Here is a 22,557-nt window from a genome sequence, read left to right on the forward strand (position 1 = left end):
AGAAATCCGTGTAAACCCGTTTCATCCGTAAAATCCGTGGGCCATAAAACTTACTCTAAAACCACTTCTAAATTTGTCATTTCGGGATCTCGTAAACAATCTGAAAACTGAAATTCTAAGGTTAAAGATTTTTTATCAGGGCTGATAATCGCTTTTTCATTTGAAACTGATTTTATCTTTTGAGGAAAAGTATATTTTAAAGTATAAGTCTGAGTTAATTTTAAATTTCCGTATTTAGATTCATAGTTTTTATATCCGTCTTTTGCTTTTTGCAGTTCTTCTGCATTGATAATCGAAACAGAACGTTTGAAGGTTTTTCCGTCAAGATTATATGAAATCTTGTAATAATGAGTTTCTGCAGTTAAGGCATAATTATTTTGAAGATCGTCTGCATAATCTTCTGTTTTATACAAATCCGGAATTTCTGAAACTTTATCAAAATGAAGCGAAAATACACTTCGAAATTCTTTCTCAAACGAACTCTTTTTAAGATGTACTTTTACATTGCTATATTTTTGAAATAGCTTTTGCTCCTCGGGCGTATATTTTAAAAATGTTTCCTTGTATTTTTCAATGTATTCCTTAAAAACATATGTGGTGTCCTGAAACACATTTTCACGTCCGTACGATTCTCCCGCCAATTGCATATAACTATTTTCTTCGCGAAGCTGCTCCATTTTAATATCTCCGCTTCCGTCAGAATTAATTGTAATGGTTTCGGTAATTTGACAGCTTGTTAATAGAATTAGAAATAGAAAGGCTGATAGGTATTTCATTTTTTTTGGAAGGTTCTGAGGTTCTAAGTTGCTAAGATACTGAGTTTTTTTATTTAATTTCTTACAGAAATTTCGGTTTGTGTGTCCTTGCGAGGAGCGAAGCAATCTCACGATCAAAATGAAAACAATCCATCCATTTTCCCATTCATTTTAAAGATTGAAATCCAATAAATTGCTATTACAAAAAATCTAAAACCTGCATTCTAAAATCTACATTCTTTTCTTTATCTTTGCACACTTAAAAAAAGAGCACAAAATGGCATTATCAGAACAAGAAATCATCAGAAGAGAAAAACTTCAAAACTTACGCAGTCTGGGAATCAATCCTTATCCAGCTAATCTTTTTCCTGTAAATCATACTTCTAAGCAAATAAAGGAGTCATTTGAAGAAGGTAAGAAGGTTATCGTTGCGGGTCGTTTGATGAGCGTGAGAGATCAGGGAAAAGCTTGTTTTGCTGAATTGCAGGATAGCGAAGGACGTATTCAATTGTACGTGAATCGTGATGTTTTGTGTGAAGGTGACGATAAAACTTTATACAACCAAGTATTTAAAAAATTAACTGATTTAGGTGACTTTATTGGTATTGAAGGAGAATTGTTTACTACACAAGTTGGTGCAAAATGTATTCGTGTAAGCGGATTTACTTTCCTGAGTAAAACATTACGTCCGCTTCCTTTACCAAAAGTTGATGAAGAAGGAAATGTACACGATGCATTTAATGATGCTGAGTTACGTTACAGAATGCGTTATGTAGATTTAACAGTGAATCAACATGTTAAAGAAACTTTCATCAAACGTACTAAGTTATTTAGCGCTATGCGCGGGTACTTTAACGATGCAGGATATCTTGAAGTTGAAACTCCGGTTTTACAGCCAATCCCGGGTGGAGCTGCAGCACGTCCGTTTATCACGCACCATAATTCGCTTGATATTCCGCTTTACATGCGTATTGCAAACGAATTGTACTTAAAAAGATTAATTGTTGGTGGATTTGAAGGTGTTTATGAGTTCTCTAAAAACTTCCGTAACGAAGGTATGGACAGAACGCATAATCCTGAATTTACGGCAATGGAAATATATGTAGCTTACAAAGACTACAACTGGATGATGGAATTTGCTGAAGGATTGCTTGAACATTGTGCCATTGCGGTAAATGGAACAAGCGAAGTTACTTTTGGCGAGCACAAAATCAACTTTAAAGCGCCTTATGCACGCGTTACAATGACAGATTCTATCAAACATTTTACTGGTTTTGATATCTCAGGAAAAACGGAAGAAGAATTGTTTGAAGCTGCAAGAGGAATGGGAATTGAAGTTGACAAAACAATGGGTAAAGGAAAATTAATTGATGAAATTTTTGGAGCAAAATGCGAAGGAAACTACATTCAGCCAACTTTCATTACTGATTATCCGAAAGAAATGTCGCCTCTTTGTAAAGAACACCGCGACAATCCTGAACTTACAGAGCGTTTTGAATTAATGGTTTGTGGTAAAGAAATCGCAAATGCTTATTCTGAATTAAACGACCCAATTGATCAGCGTGAGCGTTTTGAAGATCAAATGCGTTTATCTGAAAAAGGTGATGATGAAGCAAACGGTGTTATCGATGAAGATTTCTTAAGAGCGCTTGAATACGGTATGCCTCCTACTTCTGGAATGGGAATTGGTATGGATCGTTTGATTATGTATTTAACAAACAATGCTTCTATTCAGGAAGTTTTATTGTTCCCGCAAATGCGTCCGGAGAAAAAACAAGCTCAAATTGAACTTTCTGATGAAGAAAAGGTAATCATTACTTTATTGAAAGGAAATGAAAATAAAATGGAATTAGGACAACTAAAAGTTACGGCTAACTTAAGCGGTAAAAAATGGGATGCGTCTATGAAAAACTTATCGAAACATGGTTTGACTAAAGTTGTCGTTGACGGCGAGTTTAAAACTGTGGAATTGGTGGAGTAATTTTTAGTCTTATTTTATTACAAATACAGCCCGATAGGTTTATAACTTATCGGGTTTTTTATTTAAAATTGTATAACCTTAAAAAATCGAATTATGAATACTTTAAACGTTTATCAGTTTAACCAACTTGAATTAGATATGCTTAAAGAAAGCGAAGAAGATATAAAATATGGCAGAGTTATTTCTCAGGAAGATTTAGACAAAGAAGATCTTGAATGGCTTTCTCAAATATGATATTAACCTCGACAGGAAACCATCGGTTTTTTTATGTCTTATTGTTGTCGAATTAGATTGCGTAGACGCACTGCTGTGCGTCTCTACGGAATATCTTTGTGTACTTTTTTACGCATAGTAAACCCGACAGGTTTTAAAAACCTGTCGGGTTTATTTTTACAATTCATATATCCAACTGAAACCTCATCAACTGGACTAAAGTCCAGCCCTACAATATAAATCGAGCTGAAGCTTTTTTTTTAGTTCCGAAGGAACAAATCATATTGTAGAGCTGGACTTCAGTCCAGTTTAAATAAATTTATATTTACATTAAAATTGGAATTTAAAACGAATACTTCCCCAACTTCTTATCATAAATATCCAAAACCTTTGTACTTTCTTTTGGAACATCTCCTTTCCATTTTTCCTCAACAGATGGATTTGTTGGATATTTTCCATTTTTCATTTTTAGATGATGAAATAAACCGCCACTTTTTAGTATAAGATCATAAAATTTTTCCGTTGAGGAAGTCGTAACATAAATTGGAAAATCGGTAACGGTGAAATGATTAATTACACTTCCATCATTATTTAAAATATAACCGGAACAGCCTCCGCTTCCGCAGAAATAGGAATTAGAGAAACCAACAAAATATTCGTTTTTCTTATCATTATTTAAATCAAAAGCTTCGTAATAAAAAAATCGGTCTTCTTTTGTCATTGTGAGAATATCTTTCTTTAATAAAGCATTCAATTGTTTCCGAATCAATTCGGCTGCTTTATCATCTTTTGCGGGAGCATTACTTACATCGGCAGTTCCTCCAATTGTTTTATATAATGTATCCTGAACAATTGTTTTAATAATACTTTTTGATTCCGTTTTACTTTGACAAGAATACAATGCCAGAATTGCGAATAGAATTAGAATTTTATTTTTCATAATCTGATATTTTAAATCTACATCTTCCTTTACAACTAATTAAATTACGAAAAATATTCGACAAGCTCATTAAACCAGCTGTGCCGCTTTATTTTCAATATCATTTTGCGTCAATAATGATTTTATATTATTGAAAGTTACCAAAGCAATCTGCGTTAAAGCTTCGTTGGTAAAAAACGCCTGATGCGCCGTTACCAAAACATTCGGAAAACTCATTAAACGCTGAATCGCATCATCCTGAATAATGTCGGCAGAAAGATCTCTAAAGAATAATTTCTCTTCCTGTTCGTAAACATCAATTCCTAAATAACCTATTTTACCTTCTTTTAAACCTTCAATAACACAGGCCGTTTCTATTAATCCGCCACGGCTTGTATTGATAATCATAACGCTTTCTTTCATCAAAGCAATTGAATCTTTATTAATAACATGCTTAGTTTGATCGTTTAGCGGGCAGTGAAGTGAAATGATATCGCTCGATTTAAATATTTCTTCTAAACCAACAAACGAAACGCCGTCTTTCACCATTTCATCATTGGTAACAATATCATACGCCAAAACTTTACAGCCAAAACCCAAAGCGATTTTAGCAAAAGCTTTTCCAATATTTCCAGTTCCGATAATCCCAATTGTCTTTCCAAACAAATCAAAACCTAACAATCCGTTTAAGGAAAAATTTTGCTCCCGAACTCTGTTATAAGCTTTATGCGTTTTTCGGTTTAAGGTTAAAATCATCGCCATGGCATGTTCTGCAACTGCCTGCGGCGAATAAGCCGGAACGCGGCACACTTTTAAATTGTATTTTTTGGCAGCTTCTAAATCTACATTATTAAAACCTGCACAGCGTAGTGCAATGATTTTTACTTTTTTCTCTGCCAATTGTTTAATTACAGCTTCGTTGACAATGTCGTTTACAAAGACACAGACAATTTCTGCTTTTTCAATTAAAATTACCGTTTGTGGATTTAATTGTGTTTCGAAAAAATCCAGTTCAAAACCAAAATCGGCATTGTATTTATTGAAGAAAGTTTTATCGTAGGGCTGCGTTGAAAAGAAAGCAATTTTATGGTTTGATAAAGAAGAGTTCATGATAATTTGTTTTTGGATTGTATTTTATTGGTTTCCTAAAAATAAGAAAATATTTTCAATATGCAGGAAAGCCTCAATCTTAAATATTTACATTTCAAAAAGTTAAATAAACAACAATTCAAACAATATTAATTAAACCTATTCAGTTTAATAAAGTCTAAACACTATAACCTTAAAAGAACAAATCATGAAAAAATTATTTATCGCAGCTATGCTATTGATCGGAATAGCAAGTTTTGCACAAGATGGCGACCAAAAGCCGGCACGTGAACAAAGAGAAAAATTAACTCCCGAACAACGTAACGAGAAACAATTACAAAAGTTAACTACAGAATTGGGTTTAGATGCAAATCAACAAACGCAGGTAAAACAACTACTGGCTGAAAGAAGCGCTAAAGCAGAAAAATTCAGAGAATCAAGAGAAGCAAGAAAAGACAGCGATGTAAAACCAACTGATGCTGAAAAAGAAGCTTTTAAAAATGAATTGAAAGCAGAAAAAGAATCTAATGAAGCAAAAATGAAAGCAATCTTAACTGCAGATCAATATACGAAATGGCAATCTTTAAGAGAAAAAAATAAAGAGAAAGCCAAAGACAAAATGAAAGATTACAAAAAAGAAAACAACTAAATATAGTTTACAAAAAGAGGCGGCTGCGCCTCTTTTTTATTTTCAAAAATGATTTATGTTTTCCTTAATAGTTTCTGTTAATTAAAAGATAAATCTGACAATCTCATTAAACTTAATAAATCTGTTGATGTCTAATTGCTATAAACCTTTAAAAAAAACGAAAATGAAAAAATTATTTATCACAGCTTTATTATTCGTTGGAATAGTAAGTTTTGCGCAAGACATCAATCAGAAACCGGCACGCGATCAAAGAGAACATTTAACTCCGGAACAGCGTAATGAAAAGCATTTACAAAAATTAACTTCTGATTTGAATTTAGATAAAAAGCAGCAGGAGCAGGTAAAACAACTTTTGGCTGAAAGAAGTGCTAAAGCAGAAAAATTTAGAGATGCCAGAAAAGACAGTAAAACAAAACCTACTGATGCAGAAAGAGAAGCTTTTAAAAAACAAATTACTGCAGAAAGAGAAGCAAACGATGCTAAAATGAAAGCAATTTTAAATGCGGACCAATACACGAAATGGACGGCTCTAAAAAAAGAGCATGAAGGCCACCGAGGAAAAGGAGATCATAAAGATCATAAAACGCCGCAAGAACGAAATCAGTCACATTTGCAAAAATTAACGACTGACTTAAACTTAAACGCTGATCAGCAAAAACAAGTAAGTGAACTTTTATCTGAAAGAAGTACCAAAATGGAAATGCTTAAAAAAAGCAGAAAAGATTCTGATGCAAAACCAACTGACGCTGAAAGAAAAGCCATGAAAAAACAAATGGAAGAAGATCACAAAGCTGCCGATGCAAAAATGAAATCTATTTTAAATGCAGATCAATATAAAAAATGGACTGCCATTAAAAAAGAACATAAAGACAAAATGAAAGATCACCGAAAAGATAAAATGTAATTGAGATCAAAAAAAAAGAGGCTTTTTAAAGCCTCTTTTTTGTTTTTATAAACACGGATTTCACAAATTGACACCGATTAACTTGTTGTTGCAATAAATTCCACAAACTAGGCTAAATGAAAATTTGTGAAAATTCGTGAAATTCGTGTTATCCCGTGGGCTTTAAAAACCTCTTTTTTATTATTTAAAATGTTTTCGAAACCTTATCGATCGCATTAATAGTAAAGTCTAAATCTTCGTACGTTAAAGCATCAGTAATAAACCATGTTTCGTATGCAGATGGCGCGATGTAAATTCCTTCCTGCAATAATCCGTGGAAGAATTTTTTAAACGTTTCGTTATCTCCTTTTGCAGCAGTTTGGAAATCTGTAACCGGATTTGCATCAAAGTGAACAGAAATCATAGAACCTACTCTATTGATGGTAAAAACAACATTATTTGCTTTTAAAACCCTGTCAATTCCTGCTTCTAGATAAGCCGTTTTTTCTTCTAAGCGCGTAAAAATTTCACGGTCATTATCTAACGCTTTTAACATTGCATATCCAGCCGCCATTGCTAACGGATTCCCAGATAAAGTTCCTGCCTGATAAACCGGGCCAAGCGGTGCTAAATAATTCATGATTTCTTCACGGGCAGCAAAAGCTCCAACCGGAAGTCCGCCGCCAATTACTTTTCCGAAAGTTACAATATCAGCATTGATGTTATACAATTCCTGAACTCCTCCGCGAGCTAAACGGAAACCTGTCATAACCTCATCAAAAATCAATAAAATTCCGTTTGCAGTACACAATTCTCTTAAACCTTCTAAGAAACCTTTTGCTGGCGGAATACATCCCATATTTCCTGCAACTGCTTCGATAATTATCGCAGCGATTTCACCTTTATTAGCTTCGATTAAAGTTTTCACATTCTCTAAATCATTGTATTTAGCTAACAAAGTATCTTTTGCAGTTCCTTCTGTAACGCCCGGACTATTTGGCGATCCGAAAGTTACAGCACCACTTCCTGCCTGAATCAAAAATGAATCAGAATGTCCGTGATAGCAGCCTGCAAATTTTATGATTTTATCTCTTTTTGTAAATCCACGAGCCAGACGAATTGCGCTCATACAAGCTTCTGTACCAGAATTTACAAATCGGATTTTATCAATATTCGGAACCATAGAAACGGCCAAAGCTGCGATTTCTGTTTCTAGTTCTGTCGGCATTCCAAATGAAGTTCCCAGTTTTGCTTTTTCGATTACGGCATCAACAACAGGCTGATAAGCGTGACCCAAAACCATTGGTCCCCAAGAGTTGATATAATCTATTAATTTGTTTCCGTCTTCATCATATAAATAAGCACCTTTGGCGCTTTTTACAAAAATTGGAGTTCCGCCAACTGCCTTAAATGCTCTAACTGGTGAATTTACTCCTCCTGGAATTACTTTTTCTGCTTCAGCAAAAAGCTGACTACTTCTTTTATATAACATTTTTTATTTTAGATTTTTGAATTCAGATTTTAGATTGTAAACTGAAAACTTATTTTTGGATTATTAGATTATTTCAAAACCAGACTGAAAACTGAGACTGCGACTGAAAACTTATTTAACCTTCAACCTTTGCCCAATTGAAATGGCATTATCAGTTAAATTATTTTTTTGCTTTAAGTCATCAACCAATAAATTGAATTTTTTTGAAATTGAATATAGCGTATCTCCTTGTTGTACTTCATACAAATTAGGATCGTTTGAATTTGAATTTGAACTTTTAGCCGGAGTTGTACTTTTAGTTGGGCTTGCAGTTGTTTTACTAATTGGCGTATAATTTTTTCCGGTAACCTGACAATCATATTGATGCAGATTATAACGCTCGATATAACTGATTAATTTATCGGGATAATTAGGATCTGTTGCATAACCTGCTGCTCGCAAACCTTTTGCCCACGATTTATAATCGTCTTTTTCGTAAGTGAATAAAGTTGCATATCTGTTTTTTCCAACTAAAAATAAAGCATGATCTCTGTATGATTCTGCGGCTTCAGGATATTTTCTAAAACATTCCTGTGCCGAGTCATCGTCGTGACGAACACTTTCTCCAAGCCAGTCTTTGTGACATTTAATTCCGAAATGATTATTCGCTTCAAGCGCTAAATCTCCTTTACCAGCACCCGATTCTAAAATTCCCTGCGCCAAAATAATACTTGCCGGAATTCCGTAGGTTTTCATATTTCCCATTGCAATATCTTTGAACTGCAAAATGTAATTATTGATTAAATCGCTGGTTACAACTGTTTTTGAAGTAGATTGAATAACCTCAGTTGTATTATTTGTAGAAGGGTAATTTTTAACTGCTGGTTTGCTGTAGACTGGTTTTTTCGTCGTCGCTACTCTTGGCTTTTGAACCGTCGTTTTTTTCGTTGTAGCGACAGCTGGTTTGCTTGACGAACAGCTTGCCAAAACTAGTATTGTAAAGAGCAGTACAATTTTTTTAATCATTTTTTTTAAGTATTGGTAATTTTTTCTGCTTCAACTTTATATTCATTCCTTCAATTCCCTGTAATCCGCCGGTGTGAATGAGTAGTATTTTTGAATGTGCAGGAAAATAATTTTTGTTAATTAAATCTATAACGCCAAAAACCATCTTTCCTGTATAAATTGGATCTAAAGGCACTTTTGTTTCTTCAAAAAAACCATTGATAAATTCAATTAATTCTAAATTTATCTTGCCATAGCCTCCAAAATGATAGTCAGAAATTAAATTCCAGTTATCTTTTTTTGCAAAAATACAAATTTCATCGTTTAAAAAGTCACCTTTTAACGCCGGAAAGCCCAAAATTTTCTGATTTTCCTTAGCACTATTTATTAATCCGGAAATTGTCCCACCCGTTCCAACAGCGCAGCAAACGTAATTAAAAACCGAATCTTCATTAGTTAAAATCTCTTCGCAGCCTTTTACAGCCAGTTCGTTTGTTCCGCCTTCGGGAACTAAATAAAAATTGCCAAACTTATCTTTTAGCTTTTCTATATAGGACGTTTCATTTTTTAAACGATATTCTTCGCGAGAAACAAATTCAAATTGCATTCCGTTTTCCTGAGCGAATTTCAAAGTTGGATTTTCAACGATTTTATCAAAAAGTTCATCGCCGCGAATAATGCCGATCGTTTTAAAACCCTGCTCTTTTCCGGCAAAAGCTACTGCCGCAATATGATTGGAAAATGCGCCTCCAAAAGTCAATAACGTTTCTTTATTTTCGGCTTTTGCCTGAAGTAAATTGTATTTTAATTTTCTGAATTTATTTCCCGAAACAAATCGATGAATTAAATCTTCACGCTTTATTGTCAAAGAAATATCATTGGGAAAATCAATAGAAATATGTTGATTGAAAACTGGGTTCATTTTAATTTAATGTAATGTAGAAACTGAAAAAATGATCGGTTTTTTAAATATGTAAAGTCGGTTTCTTTGGCGTAAGCTTCTCTTTCAAAACTGATATTTCGATAGGCCAGTTCCGCATTTTTATATTGAAGTAAACGAATTAAATATTCAAGAAAATACCAGACAAAAAACGGAATTACTAAAAGTTCTAACTGCTGTCTTAAATGTATTTTTTCATGATTAACAAAAACTGCATTTGCTTTATCAAAACCATATTTTACAATCACAAACGGAAATACAGCCATTCCGCGATATCCTTTCGGAATTAAATATTTGGCAACAATCAGAAACATTGGCTGTAAAATTTATAAATTTGTAGCTATAAAATTGTTCGATTTCAATAAAATCATAATCAAATATTTATATTTTTGATTTTTAAAGTTACCGAAACACGAACGCGAAGCAGATTTATGAAAGAGCAAAGTAATGAAAATAAATTAATCGAAGGCGAAGATTTTTACTATACTCCCGAAGGTTACAAATGCTTTACTGAAAAACATCATTTAAAAAGAGGCTACTGCTGTAAAAGCGGCTGCCGTCATTGTCCGTACGGTTTTGATAAAAGAACGGGAGAAATCAGAAAATCAAATCCCAAATTTTAAATTCCAAATTCCAATCTAAAATCTAAAATCAACAATCTAAAATATCATATGGATATCCATTCAAGAAAATTCAGGATTAAAATCCACAAGTCTTATCACAGGTCGGATATCCGTTATCCTTAGTTTTTTAATATAAATCCCAATCCCGAAACCTCGGGATAAATTCCAAATTCCAATTGTATCAATTAACTGTTGGTCGAATTTGAACTTCAAAGGAATTACATAATTTAAAAAACAAAAAAATTAATCTGTTGTTAATCTAACTAAAATACCTTAGCAACTCAGCATCTCAAAAAAAATGACTTTTCAAGAAGAAATAAAACAGGGAATTCCAAATATATTACCTCAAAAAAAGGAGTACGATCCGGCTATTAATCACGCTCCGAAAAGAAAAGAAATCCTTTCGGCAGAGGAGAAAAAACTGGCTCTTAAAAATGCATTGCGTTATTTCGATCCAAAACATCACGCTGAATTAATTCCCGAATTTTCAGAAGAATTAGAAAAATACGGACGTATTTATATGTACCGTCTTCGTCCGGATTACAGAATGTACGCGCGCCCTATTGATGAATATCCGGGGAAATCATTGCAGGCAAAAGCGATTATGCACATGATTCAGAACAATCTGGATTATGCTGTGGCGCAGCATCCGCATGAATTAATTACGTATGGCGGAAACGGAGCTGTTTTTCAAAACTGGGCGCAATATTTATTGACGATGCAGTATTTGTCTGAAATGACAGATGAGCAGACTTTAACTATGTATTCAGGACATCCGATGGGATTATTTCCTTCGCATAAAGAAGCACCGAGAGTTGTGGTTACAAACGGAATGGTGATCCCAAATTATTCTAAACCGGACGATTGGGAAAAAATGAATGCGCTAGGAGTTTCGCAATACGGACAAATGACAGCGGGAAGTTATATGTACATTGGCCCGCAGGGAATTGTACACGGAACTACGATTACTGTTTTAAATGGTTTTAGAAAAATAAAACAAAATCCAGAAGGAAGTTTATTCGTAACTTCTGGTCTTGGAGGAATGTCTGGTGCTCAGCCAAAAGCCGGGAATATTGCGGGATGTATTACAGTTTGTGCCGAAATAAACCCGAAAATCACTAAAATTCGTCACGAACAAGGATGGATAAATGAAGTTGTGACTTCTACAGATGAATTAGTTGCCAGAGTAGCTTTGGCGAAAGCCAATAAAGAAACGGTTTCGATTGCATATTTAGGAAATGTGGTGGACGTTTGGGAACGTTTTGATCAGGAAAATATCAAAATTGATTTAGGTTCAGATCAGACTTCGCTTCATAATCCGTGGGCTGGAGGTTATTATCCTGTTGGAATTTCTTTTGAAGAAGCAAATGATTTGATGGCTAATAATCCGGATTTATTTAAAGAAAAAGTTCAGGAAACATTACGTCGTCACGCAGCAGCAATTAATAAACATACCGCAAAAGGAACGTACTTTTTTGATTACGGAAATGCATTTTTATTGGAAGCTTCTCGTGCCGGTGCAGATGTAATGGCCGAAAATAATATCGATTTTAAATATCCTAGTTATGTTCAGGATATTATGGGGCCAATGTGTTTTGATTACGGATTTGGGCCTTTTAGATGGGTTTGTACTTCGGGAAAACCAGAAGATTTACAAAAAACAGATACTATTGCAAGTCAGGTTTTAGAAGAATTGGCGAAGACTTCTCCAAGTGAAATTCAGCAGCAAATGCAGGATAACATTAAGTGGATTAAAGGTGCGCAGGAAAATAAACTGGTTGTAGGTTCTCAGGCAAGGATTCTTTATGCTGATGCTGAAGGCAGGATTAAAATTGCTGAAGCTTTTAACCAAGCGATTGCAAAAGGTGAAATTGGCGCTGTTGTTTTAGGACGCGATCATCATGACGTTTCTGGAACTGATTCGCCTTATAGAGAAACTTCAAACATTTACGACGGGTCTCGTTTTACGGCCGATATGGCAATTCAAAACGTAATTGGAGACAGTTTTAGAGGAGCGACCTGGGTATCAATTCATAACGGCGGAGGAGTTGGCTGGGGAGAGGTTATAAACGGCGGATTTGGTATGGTTCTTGATGGTTCTAAAGAGGCTTCAAAGCGTTTAGCATCAATGCTTTTTTGGGATGTGAACAACGGAATTTCAAGAAGAAGCTGGGCCCGAAATGATGAAGCTATTTTTGCTATAAAAAGAGCTATGCAAGTCGAGCCTTTATTAAAAGTAACTTTACCTAATATTGTTGACGAAAGTTTACTTTAACTTTTGTAAAAGAAATTTTAAAGTAACCATAATGTCATCCTGAGCGAAGTCGAAGGCTTATAGAAACAAAAAGGGCTTCGACTTCGCTCAGCCTGACAAACGTAAAAGTTGCTTTTATGATAAAACAACCAGAACAAGAACATTTAATTCTAATAATATGAAAACATTCAAGTTAGTTCCGATTTTTCTGCTTTTGATACTTTCATCCTGCAGCAGTGTTACTGTTTATTCTGATTACGACAAAAATGTCGATTTTGCGCCTTATAAAACTTATGCTTTCTTTAAGCCCGGAATTGACAAAGTTGAGATTTCAGATTTGGATAAAAGACGTATTCTTCACGCCATTGATAATGAAATGGCGGCAAAAGGTTTCACAAAAAGTGATAATCCTGATTTATTAGTAAACATTTTTACTAAATCGAGAGAACAGGTAAACGTAAACCAATTTAGTGCTGGCTGGGGTTACGGCTGGGGCTGGGGTTGGAATCCTTATATGATGTACGGTGGACAAACTACTGTTTCGACTTCTACAGAAGGGACTTTGTACATTGATTTAATCGATGCTAAAAAGAAAGAAATGATTTGGCAAGGTGAAGGTTTAGGAACTTTGACTAAAAACGTTGATAAAAAAGACGAAAAAATTGCTGAGTTCGTAAACAAAATTTTAGCGCAATATCCACCGGTTAAAAAGTAGTATTCAGTTTTTTTACAAAACCGCTGTTTATTACTTTGAAAAAAATAAGTACATTTGTTACTCTATCAGTTAAAAATGAAAAACTTTAATAACATTATTATCGCGATTATCAGCATTATTGCAATTCAGCAATGATGGCGAGGTGTTATATAAATAAGTAAAATATAATTTATAAAAACCTCCCACATCGGGAGGTTTTTTATTTTTAAGAATAATTAAAAGCCGCCACGAATTACACGAATTGACACGAATTATTTTTCTTTGGGATAATAAAAATTAGTGCAAATTCGTGTAATTCGTGGCAAAAAAAAACAAACATTATGAGTTTATTTAACGAAGTACTTAATGCAAAAAAGCAACTCGAAAATGTAGTTGCCGCGACGCCCCTTACCCAAAATTTAAATCTTTCAGACGAGTTTAAATCTACAATTTTATTAAAAAGAGAAGATTTACAAATTGTTCGTTCGTATAAAATCAGAGGCGCTTACAACAAGATTTCTACGTTAAATGATAAGGAAAAAGCAAACGGAATTGTTTGTGCAAGCGCAGGAAATCATGCGCAGGGTGTTGCTTATTCCTGTAATTTACTGCATATAAAAGGCAAAATTTACATGCCGAAAACAACTCCAAAACAAAAGGTAAAACAAGTACAATTGTTTGGAAAATCGTTTGTTGAAATTGTTTTAACCGGAGATACTTTTGATGATGCTTACGCTTCGGCAACGGCAGATGCAATTAAAAATCATAAAACCTTTATTCATCCTTTTGATGATGAAAAAGTTATTGCCGGACAAGGAACTGTTGGGCTTGAAATTCTGGAAAGTTATACAAAACCAATCGATTATGTTTTTGTTCCGATTGGCGGCGGCGGACTGGCTTCTGGTTTATCTGAAGTTTTCAGGCATTTAAGCCCGAATACTAAAATTATCGGCGTTGAGCCAAAAGGCGCTCCTTCGATGAAAACTTCTATTGAAGAAAATAAAAATACAGCGCTGAAAACGATCGACAAATTTGTTGATGGCGCGGCTGTAAAACAAGTTGGCGATAAAACTTTTGAAATCTGCCGATATAATCTGGAAGATATTATTTTGGTTCCCGAAGGTAAAGTCTGCACGACCATTTTACGATTGTACAATGAAGAAGCTATGGTTGTTGAACCTGCGGGTGCTTTGACCATTGCAGCTTTGGATTTTTATAAAGATAAAATTAAAGGTAAAAATGTAGTATGCGTTGTCAGCGGAAGTAATAATGACATTGAAAGAACCGCCGAAATAAAAGAACGTTCTTTACTTTATGAAGGTTTAATGCATTATTTTATGATTCAGTTTCCGCAGCGTCCCGGAGCTTTAAAAGAATTTGTAAACAATATTTTAGGACCTGACGATGATATTACTTATTTTCAGTTTGCCAAGAAAAACAGCCGTGAAGTTGGTTCTGTTATTGTTGGTTTAGAATTGAAAAAGAAAAAAGATATTCTGCCTATCAAAATGAAAATGACGCAATACGGATTTGAATTTCAATATTTAAACGATAATCAGGATTTGTTTACACAACTAATTGGATAAAAAATAAAAGGCTGCCTAAAAATTAGACAGCCTTTTAAACATCAATATAAAATTACTAATTGAATTCTCGATTTGTAATTATTGCTTTAATACTTTTTTAGAATAAGATCCCTGATTATCCGTTACTCTTACTACATAAACTCCTTTTGGAAGTCTTGAAATTTCGATTTCTGTTTGATTTCCTTTTACAAAGTTTACATTCTTCTTCAAGATGCTTTGTCCAGCAATATTAAATATTGCTACATCTGCGCTTCCTTCATGATTGGTATCAATTTTTAAATAATCGTTTGCCGAATTAATGAAAATTGCCATATCATTTGTGCTTTCAGCTTCTTCAGTTATTGTCAAAGCTTTTTTTGCTGTCGCTTCCACCTGAACAAACTGCCATTGCTGATTCAATCCGCCAGTATAATCCCAAACCTGAATATTAGCTCCATTTGCTGTAGAAACATTTTCGACATCAAGTGATTTACCTGTATTTACATTGGTAACTTTATAATATCCACCGCCAAGACTTGCAACCGTCCATTTAAATTCATTAGAGCTAGAGAACGTTTTTTGCTGTACTTTTAGTCCATTTGCTGTTCCATTATTTTCAACTGCCAAATACATTCCAGTTGATTTTACAATGATGTAATAATTTCCTGCTCCGTCAGAAACAAATTTCCAGCGCTGGTTATTTCCGCCGCCGCGTGTTACATCATATTGCTGTATTCTTCCGCCGCTTGCAGTTGAATTATCTGCTACATCCAGTCCTTTATTACTGTTTCTTGAAATAATATTATAATACCCCGGAAAACCTGTTGGTGGCGGTGTTCCTGCTCCCCACGTAAAAGTAACTGCTGATGATCCCGGAACTGTATAATTAAATGCTGATGATCCTGAAACCACTTTTATGGTATTTGATCCTCCGGAATTGTAAATTACAAGTGCTGTTGAGCCATCAGGATTTTTGAATCCAACTGACAAAATACTGCCGTTTGTACTTGAAGAACCAATTCTTACTGCACCCGGTTTAACATATTTAGAGATTTGACCAATGATATAATAGGCCACATTTTTAGTATAACTTGTACTATTATTTACTGTAATCGCTCCTAAACAAGTATTACATCCTCCAGGTGTACGTGGCCCTAAACTTGAGTTGTTTGCAGCATTCCATTCTAAAACTGTTTTAGACCAGTTGTTTGTACTCCCTATAACAACGTTTTGCATGTGCCAGCCAAAATCTCCTCCAAAGCTTCCACCAGAACCTGTATATTGTTCTGTAAAATAGACGTTTTTGTTAGTTGAATTTCGTACTGTAGACATCGCTGAGATATTTCCTAAATACAAGTGAAACGCCGCTCCGTCGACATAACTGCTGTTGTTTAAAACATCAATTGGATAAGCTGTATTATCGCAATTGTGATCAAAAGCAATAATTTTGACACCTCCGTATCCAGCTGCAGCCATTTGTGGCCCAAGTTGTTGATTGATGAAATTCTTTTGTTCGGTAGAATTCATCAGCATACTTGGTTCGTTGTTTGGATTTTCAGGTTCGTTTTGCGGAGTGATTCCCCAAATCGGAATTCCCTGCGCCTGCATTGCAGCAATGTATTTTACAAAATATCTTGCATAAGCAGCATAATATTGTGTCTGCAGACTTCCGCCAACCCAAGAACCGTTGGTTTTCATCCAGCGTGGCGCTGACCAAGGTGTTGCCAAAATTTTGATGTTTGGATTAATCAGCTGAATCTTTTTGATAATCGGAATCAGATATGTCAAATCTGGTCCGTTTAAGCTAAAGTTATTCATATTAGTATCTCCGGAAGTTTCGTTATAACTATAGGAAGAGTTACTTAAATCTGAAGCTGCAATACTAATACGAATTACACTTGCGTTTAATCCTGTATTAGGATTATACAAATCATTCAGTAATTGATTTTGCTGCGTTGCTGCCATTCCGCTGATCACTTCGGCGCTTCCTTCGGTAAGAGTGTAACCAAAGCCGTCCATTGTTTGATACGTTGTTCCTGCATTTACAGTAACTGTAGAAGGATTTGTTCCTGAGTTTGTTCCGAAACTTACAGTTGCCTGCTGTTGTAATAATCTCGTCTGATCACCTGATGTTATAAAAGGTGTAACCGTCTGTGCATTTGTTTTGGTAATAAATAAAAGCATTACAATAATGACTTGTGTCATAAAAGCTCTTACTCGGTTTGTAGGTTTTTGAGTAATTTTGTGCATCTTTTTTGTGGTTTTTGTGGTTTGTTGATAGTTAAATTTTTCTCATTTTATTATGATTATTTTTATTAAAACGATTCAAAAATATATCAATTTTCACGAAATCGTTATAATTACAACTTTACAAATACACATCATTTATAAATATTACCTTAACAAAAACACATCTTTATTTTTTATAAATAATTTAAAATATTAAAAACCATAAAAAACTTACATTTAAATTTCAGCATTTAGAAAAGTTTTAAAATCAGTAATTAAATTATCGTTTTGAATCTAAAAATGCAACTTATAATTATTTCATAAATGACAAATATCATGGAACGAACCTAAAGTTATATCGTATTTTTGCATTTCAATTTTATTAGAAAACATGGAAACGCTTAAAGATATTTCGACCATAGAAGATATTAAACAAATGGTGAACAGCTTTTATGATAATGGTAGAAAAGATGATCTTATTGGTCCTATTTTCAATGATAAACTTCAGGATCGCTGGGAACCGCATTTGCAAAAAATGTATGGTTTTTGGCAGACTATTTTATTTGATGTTCGCGCTTATTCCGGAACACCTTTTCCTCCGCACAAACAATTACCGGTTGATAAAACTCATTTTGACCGCTGGATACAAATTTTCAATACTACAATCGATGCGCAATTTGCAGGAATAATTACGGAAGAAGCAAAAATGCGTGCTACAAATATGGCTTTTATGTTCAATCACAAAATTGAGTATTTTAGAAATGCCGAAAATGAGTTACGAAATTCATCTGGTAAATCTTAAAGCCCAACTTATGAAGAAAATATTAGAAAAAATTCTCAATGAAAAAGATACAATAAAAAAAATAGATTTATCTGGACAACATACACTAACAGAAATTCCAGAAATCATTAAAGATTGTCTTCAACTTGAAATACTTAATATTTCTTATACCGAAATTAATGAAATCCCAGATTTTGTCTTTAAACTTCCAAAACTTAAAGAATTAAATTATTTAGGATGTACAAAATTAAAGAGCCAACCTAAATCTTTTTTTTCCAATCAAAGTCTTAAAAAATTATCCATTTATATTTCAAAAAAACACATTCTTACAGAAGAATTAAAAGATCTATTATCTTTAAAATCGATTATATTAAATGGAGAAATAAATCAAGTTCCTGATTTAATTTATGATTTGAACAATCTTGAAGAATTAGAATTCTTTGACACCAAAATTTCGACTGTTTCGAAAAAAATAGAACAATTAAAAAATTTAAAAAAAATCTCTTTTTGGCAAGCATTGTTTTTGGATGAGAAACCTATTAAATTAAAACTTGATGAAATTTTTCTAAATATATCAAAATGCAATAATTTGAAAGAACTGAATCTTAATAAAAATGGCATTACAGAAATACCTAACAATATATCATCACTAAAACAATTACAAAAATTTTCTGCTGGTGACAATAAACTTACTTCATATCCTGACTCCATTTATAGATTAAATAAACTTAGGGAAATTGATTTAGGAATAAATCAGTTAATTGAAGTTAAAGAAGGAATTGGAAATTTAAAAGAATTAAGAATTCTCAAACTAAACTCAAACTGGAAAAATAAAATTGACACCAAAAATCTATTTAACGAAATAAGTCAACTTGAAAATCTAGAAATTTTAGAATTATGGAGTTGTCAAAGCATAAATAAAATACCAGAAACTATATCTGAATTAAGAAAACTGAAAAAACTTGATTTAGATAATAATCTTTTAGAAAACTTGCCTAAAAGCATTTTAACCATGAAACAACTTAAAACATTAAGAGTTTCGACTAATAAGATTTCTCAAACAGAAATAAATGAAATAAAAAAGCATCTAGTATCAACAAATGTTATTGCTTAAATATATCTGTTGAAACAAAAAAATAAAATGTGTTCAAAAAAATCATAAAAACTAATTCGCAAATAAGAAAAAGATTTCTAATTCAATATATTTGATTAATTGAATTAAACCCAAATCTATATTCTTTATTTTATGAAAAAACTTATCCTGTTCTTTATAATCTGTTTCTCTTTTTTTAATCACTTAAACGCACAATCACAAGCTCCAGCTTTTAATTTATATAAAGGAACTGTCGACGGAAAAATAGCTGTAACCGTTTATATCAAAACAGAAGAAAATCCATGTACTGCCGATTTGATGTATACTTCTATGTATCGATATGATAAATCGAAAAAATGGATTCAGCTTGATATTACGCAGAATAAAAAGAAAGAAAATGAATTTGTTTTAGTTGAACACGGATTTAGTGGTGTTTTAATTTTAAAGAAAACCGGAAATACTTTTACTGGTTTATGGATTAGTTCAGATACTAAAAAGCAATTACCAGTCGACTTGAAAGAAGCCGCAATGACAAAGAAAGAGCTTGAAAACTTCGAGAAAACATTGGATAAAGTTAATTATGAAAATAATGACTGCTAAAATTTAGTTTTCTGCCAAGTTCAAAAAATCTATAAAAACGCAATAAAAATCACTTTAGAATAAAAATTTTGTGATGAATAGCAAAAAATAGCGACCTAAATTCGTAATTTTACATTCTAATCTACAACGTTTTCGAAATGAATGCATCTATAGAAACCAATCCGTTATTAGAACGATTGCCAAAACATTTAAAGCAATTTATTAAGCCTCAGGATTATAGTAATTATACACCTATTAATCAGGCGGTTTGGCGATATGTTATGCGTAAAAATGTAGATTACCTTTCTAAAGTAGCGCATCATTCGTATTTAGAAGGTTTACGTAAAACCGGAATCGAAATTGATTCTATTCCGAGTATGTACGGAATGAACCGTATTCTAACTGAAATTGGCTGGGCTGCAGTTGCTGTTGACGGATTTATTCCGCCAAACGCTTTTATGGAGTTTCAGGCTTATAATGTTTTGGTTATTGCTTCGGATATCAGACAATTAGAACATATTGAATATACACCAGCACCAGATATTATTCACGAAGGTGCAGGCCACGCTCCTATTATTGCCAATCCTGAATATGCGGAATATTTGAGACGTTTTGGTGAAATTGGCTGTAAAGCAATTTCATCTCACAAAGATTATCAAATGTATGAAGCGATTCGTTTGCTTTCAATTTTAAAAGAAGCCGAAGATACGCCGCAGGATAAAATCGACGAAGCCGAAAAAGCAGTTGCTGATTTACAAAACGATATGGGCGAATTGTCTGAAATGGCTCAAATTAGAAACCTCCATTGGTGGACGGTTGAATATGGCTTGATTGGAACGGTTGAAGATCCGAAAATTTACGGCGCAGGATTACTTTCTTCGATTGGAGAAAGTGCCTGGTGTATGACCGATAATGTAAAGAAAATCCCTTATGATATTTCGGCTGCAAATCAGAATTTTGACATTACGCAATTGCAGCCACAGCTTTATGTAACGCCTACTTTTTCTTATTTAAGTTTAGTTCTGGAAGAGTTTGCTAATAAAATGGCACTTCGCACCGGAGGACTTTCGGGAATTAAAAAATTAATTCAATCCAATGCTTTAGGTACAATTGAATTAAGTACGGGTTTACAAATTTCGGGAGTTTTTACAAATGTTATTGAAGAAGAAGGAAAACCGGTTTACATTCAAACAACCGGAAAAACAGCTTTATCATATCGAGAAAAAGAATTAGTCGGTCACGGAACTTTAACGCATCCACACGGATTTGGAAGCCCGATTGGGAAACTGAAAGGTTTTAATCTGGCAATTGAAGACATGAGTCCGAAGGATTTGCAGGCTTATAGCATTGTTGAAAACGAAACTGTAAAACTGGAGTTTGAAGGTAATATTATTGTTGAAGGTGAAATTATTACGGGTTCCCGAAACTTACACGGAGAAATTATCCTGATCAGTTTTAAAAATTGTACTGTTACTCATGGCGAAACTGTTTTGTTTCAGCCTGACTGGGGAAATTACGATATGGCAATTGGTAAAAAAGTGATTTCTGCTTTTTCTGGCCCAGCTGATGTAAACAGTTTTGATTTAATAAATATTGTTCCGACAACTAAAACCATAAAAGCAAAACATACTGATAAACGTGATGAATTGGAGAATTTATATGCGTCAGTTAGGGATATTAGAAAAAATAAAACTTCTAAAACGGAGTTGAAATCTATTTTTGAAAACCTAAAAAATAGTCATTCAAACGACTGGTTATTATCTGTTGAAATTGCGGAGCTTTTGAAGGATTCAGATGAGAAACAGCTTTTACAGGAAGTATTGGTTTATTTAGATCAATTGAAAGAAAAACGTCCTGAAATTGCGCATTTGATTTCTGGGGGATTGGATTTGATATTTGATAATTCGTTGCCACAAAGGCACTAAGACGCGAAGTTTTTTGCCCGCAGATTTTACTGATTTAAACTTATATGCGCTGATTTATTTTTCATAAAGTTTTCCACAATCTTGTCATTTCGAGGAACGAGAAATCTTCGCAAGTAACTCCGCAACGAGAATCCAATCTTTGTCGAGTTTCTCGCGAAGATTTCTCGTTCCTCGAAATGACAAACATTAAGATTAATTATTACTTTAAACTTCGCGTCTTAGTGCCTTTGTGGCAAACCTCTACAGCTTCAAATCCTGATTCAACTCAGTCTCAGACTCAATAGTTTTTCCGTTGTATTGTAATTTCCAACCCATTGAATTTGTCATTATTAAGATTTTTGACAGTTCGCTTATTAATCTATTTTGGGCGTTTGTTTTTAGGGTTGATTTTTCGATTTTTTTAGCCAGGTTGGCTTTTACCGATTTATTGATTTTATTGTAATCGTCGCCCGTAAACGGATTTAGTTTGCTTTGTTCGACATCATAAAACTGAATGTCTGGATTAATTGTGATTTCTTCTTTTGGGATATTTAGAATTGTGATGGTTTTGTTTTTTTTGTCGATATCGTATTTCATTTTATGCAAATCGTAGGCAACGGTAACATTGGCATTGACCACAATAAGTGCCTTTTTTTCAAATGAAATCATATCCATCAAATACTTCTGCTGATTTTTATAAGTGATCACTTCAGAGAAATGTCCTTCGGTAACAACCAATTTTCCAACATTTAAAATTTGCTGCTGAATTAAATTGGTATTATAATCGATTGTAGAATCGTCGTCTTTTTTAAACTGGCAGTATTTAAAAGCCAGAACAATGACTAAGATAGTAATACCGATACTAATAATTCTTTTGATCAAGTTTTGCATTCTTGTAAAATATTTAGACGAATTTACTTCTTTTTTTTG

At 33.6% G+C, this 22,557-nt stretch carries 21 protein-coding genes; 12 read left to right on the forward strand and 9 right to left on the reverse strand.

Features of this window, described 5'->3' with window-relative positions; translation table 11 throughout:
• Positions 1-50 precede the first annotated feature (50 nt).
• Positions 51-776 (reverse strand): hypothetical protein, encoded by a 726-nt coding sequence (locus tag ACODSB_RS21365; RefSeq protein WP_488938512.1) that lies wholly within the window; start codon positions 774-776, stop codon positions 51-53.
• Positions 777-1,032: 256 nt separating this feature from the next.
• Between ACODSB_RS21365 and lysS the strand changes: the two genes are divergently transcribed.
• Positions 1,033-2,736: a lysine--tRNA ligase gene (gene lysS / locus ACODSB_RS21370; RefSeq protein WP_256637129.1), complete on the forward strand. Its 1,704-nt coding sequence runs from the start codon at positions 1,033-1,035 to the stop codon at positions 2,734-2,736.
• 93 nt (positions 2,737-2,829) lie between these two features.
• Positions 2,830-2,970: a hypothetical protein gene (locus ACODSB_RS21375; protein WP_165590690.1), complete on the forward strand. Its 141-nt coding sequence runs from the start codon at positions 2,830-2,832 to the stop codon at positions 2,968-2,970.
• A 322-nt stretch (positions 2,971-3,292) separates the two neighbouring features.
• Here the strand turns inward: ACODSB_RS21375 and ACODSB_RS21380 are convergent, their stop codons facing one another.
• Positions 3,293-3,889 (reverse strand): hypothetical protein, encoded by a 597-nt coding sequence (locus ACODSB_RS21380; protein ID WP_488938513.1) that lies wholly within the window; start codon positions 3,887-3,889, stop codon positions 3,293-3,295.
• Positions 3,890-3,958: 69 nt separating this feature from the next.
• On the reverse strand, positions 3,959-4,978 hold the full coding sequence (locus ACODSB_RS21385; protein WP_488938514.1) for a 2-hydroxyacid dehydrogenase: 1,020 nt from the start codon (positions 4,976-4,978) through the stop codon (positions 3,959-3,961).
• 187 nt (positions 4,979-5,165) lie between these two features.
• Here ACODSB_RS21385 and ACODSB_RS21390 point away from each other — a divergent pair, with 187 nt between their 5' ends.
• Together ACODSB_RS21390 and ACODSB_RS21395 are read left to right on the forward strand one after the other, a co-directional pair.
• Positions 5,166-5,606 carry a DUF4890 domain-containing protein gene (locus ACODSB_RS21390; protein ID WP_488938515.1) on the forward strand — a complete coding sequence of 147 codons (441 nt, stop codon included), beginning with the start codon at positions 5,166-5,168 and terminating at the stop codon, positions 5,604-5,606.
• A 163-nt stretch (positions 5,607-5,769) separates the two neighbouring features.
• On the forward strand, positions 5,770-6,510 hold the full coding sequence (locus tag ACODSB_RS21395) for a DUF4890 domain-containing protein (RefSeq protein ID WP_488938516.1): 741 nt from the start codon (positions 5,770-5,772) through the stop codon (positions 6,508-6,510).
• Between the two features lie 184 nt (positions 6,511-6,694).
• Here the strand turns inward: ACODSB_RS21395 and hemL are convergent, their stop codons facing one another.
• The 4 genes from hemL to ACODSB_RS21415 all read right to left on the reverse strand — a co-directional run bounded on the left by hemL (position 6,695) and on the right by ACODSB_RS21415 (position 10,219).
• Entirely contained in the window at positions 6,695-7,981 is a 1,287-nt protein-coding gene (hemL, locus tag ACODSB_RS21400) for a glutamate-1-semialdehyde 2,1-aminomutase (protein ID WP_232682897.1), read from the reverse strand.
• 111 nt (positions 7,982-8,092) lie between these two features.
• Positions 8,093-8,986: a glucosaminidase domain-containing protein gene (locus ACODSB_RS21405; RefSeq protein ID WP_488938517.1), complete on the reverse strand. Its 894-nt coding sequence runs from the start codon at positions 8,984-8,986 to the stop codon at positions 8,093-8,095.
• Positions 8,979-9,887 carry a 1-aminocyclopropane-1-carboxylate deaminase/D-cysteine desulfhydrase gene (locus tag ACODSB_RS21410; protein ID WP_488938518.1) on the reverse strand — a complete coding sequence of 303 codons (909 nt, stop codon included), beginning with the start codon at positions 9,885-9,887 and terminating at the stop codon, positions 8,979-8,981. Before ACODSB_RS21410 ends, ACODSB_RS21405 begins: the two co-directional genes overlap by 8 nt.
• On the reverse strand, positions 9,884-10,219 hold the full coding sequence (locus ACODSB_RS21415) for a hypothetical protein (RefSeq protein ID WP_488938519.1): 336 nt from the start codon (positions 10,217-10,219) through the stop codon (positions 9,884-9,886). Before ACODSB_RS21415 ends, ACODSB_RS21410 begins: the two co-directional genes overlap by 4 nt.
• A 117-nt stretch (positions 10,220-10,336) precedes the next feature.
• Between ACODSB_RS21415 and ACODSB_RS21420 the strand changes: the two genes are divergently transcribed.
• From ACODSB_RS21420 to ilvA, 4 genes are all read left to right on the forward strand, one after another.
• Entirely contained in the window at positions 10,337-10,528 is a 192-nt protein-coding gene (locus ACODSB_RS21420; protein WP_053470521.1) for a C1orf53 family protein, read from the forward strand.
• A 298-nt stretch (positions 10,529-10,826) separates the two neighbouring features.
• Positions 10,827-12,803 carry a urocanate hydratase gene (gene hutU / locus ACODSB_RS21425; protein ID WP_488938520.1) on the forward strand — a complete coding sequence of 659 codons (1,977 nt, stop codon included), beginning with the start codon at positions 10,827-10,829 and terminating at the stop codon, positions 12,801-12,803.
• Between the two features lie 157 nt (positions 12,804-12,960).
• Entirely contained in the window at positions 12,961-13,497 is a 537-nt protein-coding gene (locus tag ACODSB_RS21430) for a DUF4136 domain-containing protein (protein WP_053470523.1), read from the forward strand.
• Between the two features lie 320 nt (positions 13,498-13,817).
• Positions 13,818-15,062: a threonine ammonia-lyase IlvA gene (ilvA, locus tag ACODSB_RS21435; RefSeq protein WP_291143036.1), complete on the forward strand. Its 1,245-nt coding sequence runs from the start codon at positions 13,818-13,820 to the stop codon at positions 15,060-15,062.
• Between the two features lie 78 nt (positions 15,063-15,140).
• Here the strand turns inward: ilvA and ACODSB_RS21440 are convergent, their stop codons facing one another.
• Positions 15,141-17,291 carry an RICIN domain-containing protein gene (locus ACODSB_RS21440; protein ID WP_488938521.1) on the reverse strand — a complete coding sequence of 717 codons (2,151 nt, stop codon included), beginning with the start codon at positions 17,289-17,291 and terminating at the stop codon, positions 15,141-15,143.
• A gap of 370 nt (positions 17,292-17,661) precedes the next feature.
• On the opposite strand from ACODSB_RS21440, the gene ACODSB_RS21445 reads away from it, so the two are divergent.
• The 4 genes from ACODSB_RS21445 to ACODSB_RS21460 all read left to right on the forward strand — a co-directional run bounded on the left by ACODSB_RS21445 (position 17,662) and on the right by ACODSB_RS21460 (position 21,648).
• Positions 17,662-18,072, forward strand: coding sequence for a group III truncated hemoglobin (locus ACODSB_RS21445; protein WP_488938522.1), 411 nt, complete (start codon positions 17,662-17,664; stop codon positions 18,070-18,072).
• 10 nt (positions 18,073-18,082) lie between these two features.
• The gene (locus tag ACODSB_RS21450; protein WP_165590665.1) at positions 18,083-19,165 is read left to right on the forward strand and encodes a leucine-rich repeat domain-containing protein; all 1,083 of its coding nucleotides are present in this window, start codon (positions 18,083-18,085) and stop codon (positions 19,163-19,165) included.
• A gap of 132 nt (positions 19,166-19,297) precedes the next feature.
• Entirely contained in the window at positions 19,298-19,744 is a 447-nt protein-coding gene (locus ACODSB_RS21455; protein WP_488938523.1) for a hypothetical protein, read from the forward strand.
• 137 nt (positions 19,745-19,881) lie between these two features.
• Positions 19,882-21,648, forward strand: a complete 1,767-nt coding sequence (locus ACODSB_RS21460; protein WP_488938524.1) for an aromatic amino acid hydroxylase — start codon at positions 19,882-19,884, stop codon at positions 21,646-21,648.
• Between the two features lie 240 nt (positions 21,649-21,888).
• Here ACODSB_RS21460 and ACODSB_RS21465 read toward each other — a convergent pair whose 3' ends face one another.
• A complete protein-coding gene (locus ACODSB_RS21465; protein ID WP_488938525.1) occupies positions 21,889-22,518 on the reverse strand; it encodes a DUF4230 domain-containing protein in 630 nt (209 codons plus the stop codon).
• Positions 22,519-22,557: the final 39 nt, after the last annotated feature.

The organism is Flavobacterium sp. FG68, assembly GCF_057808895.1.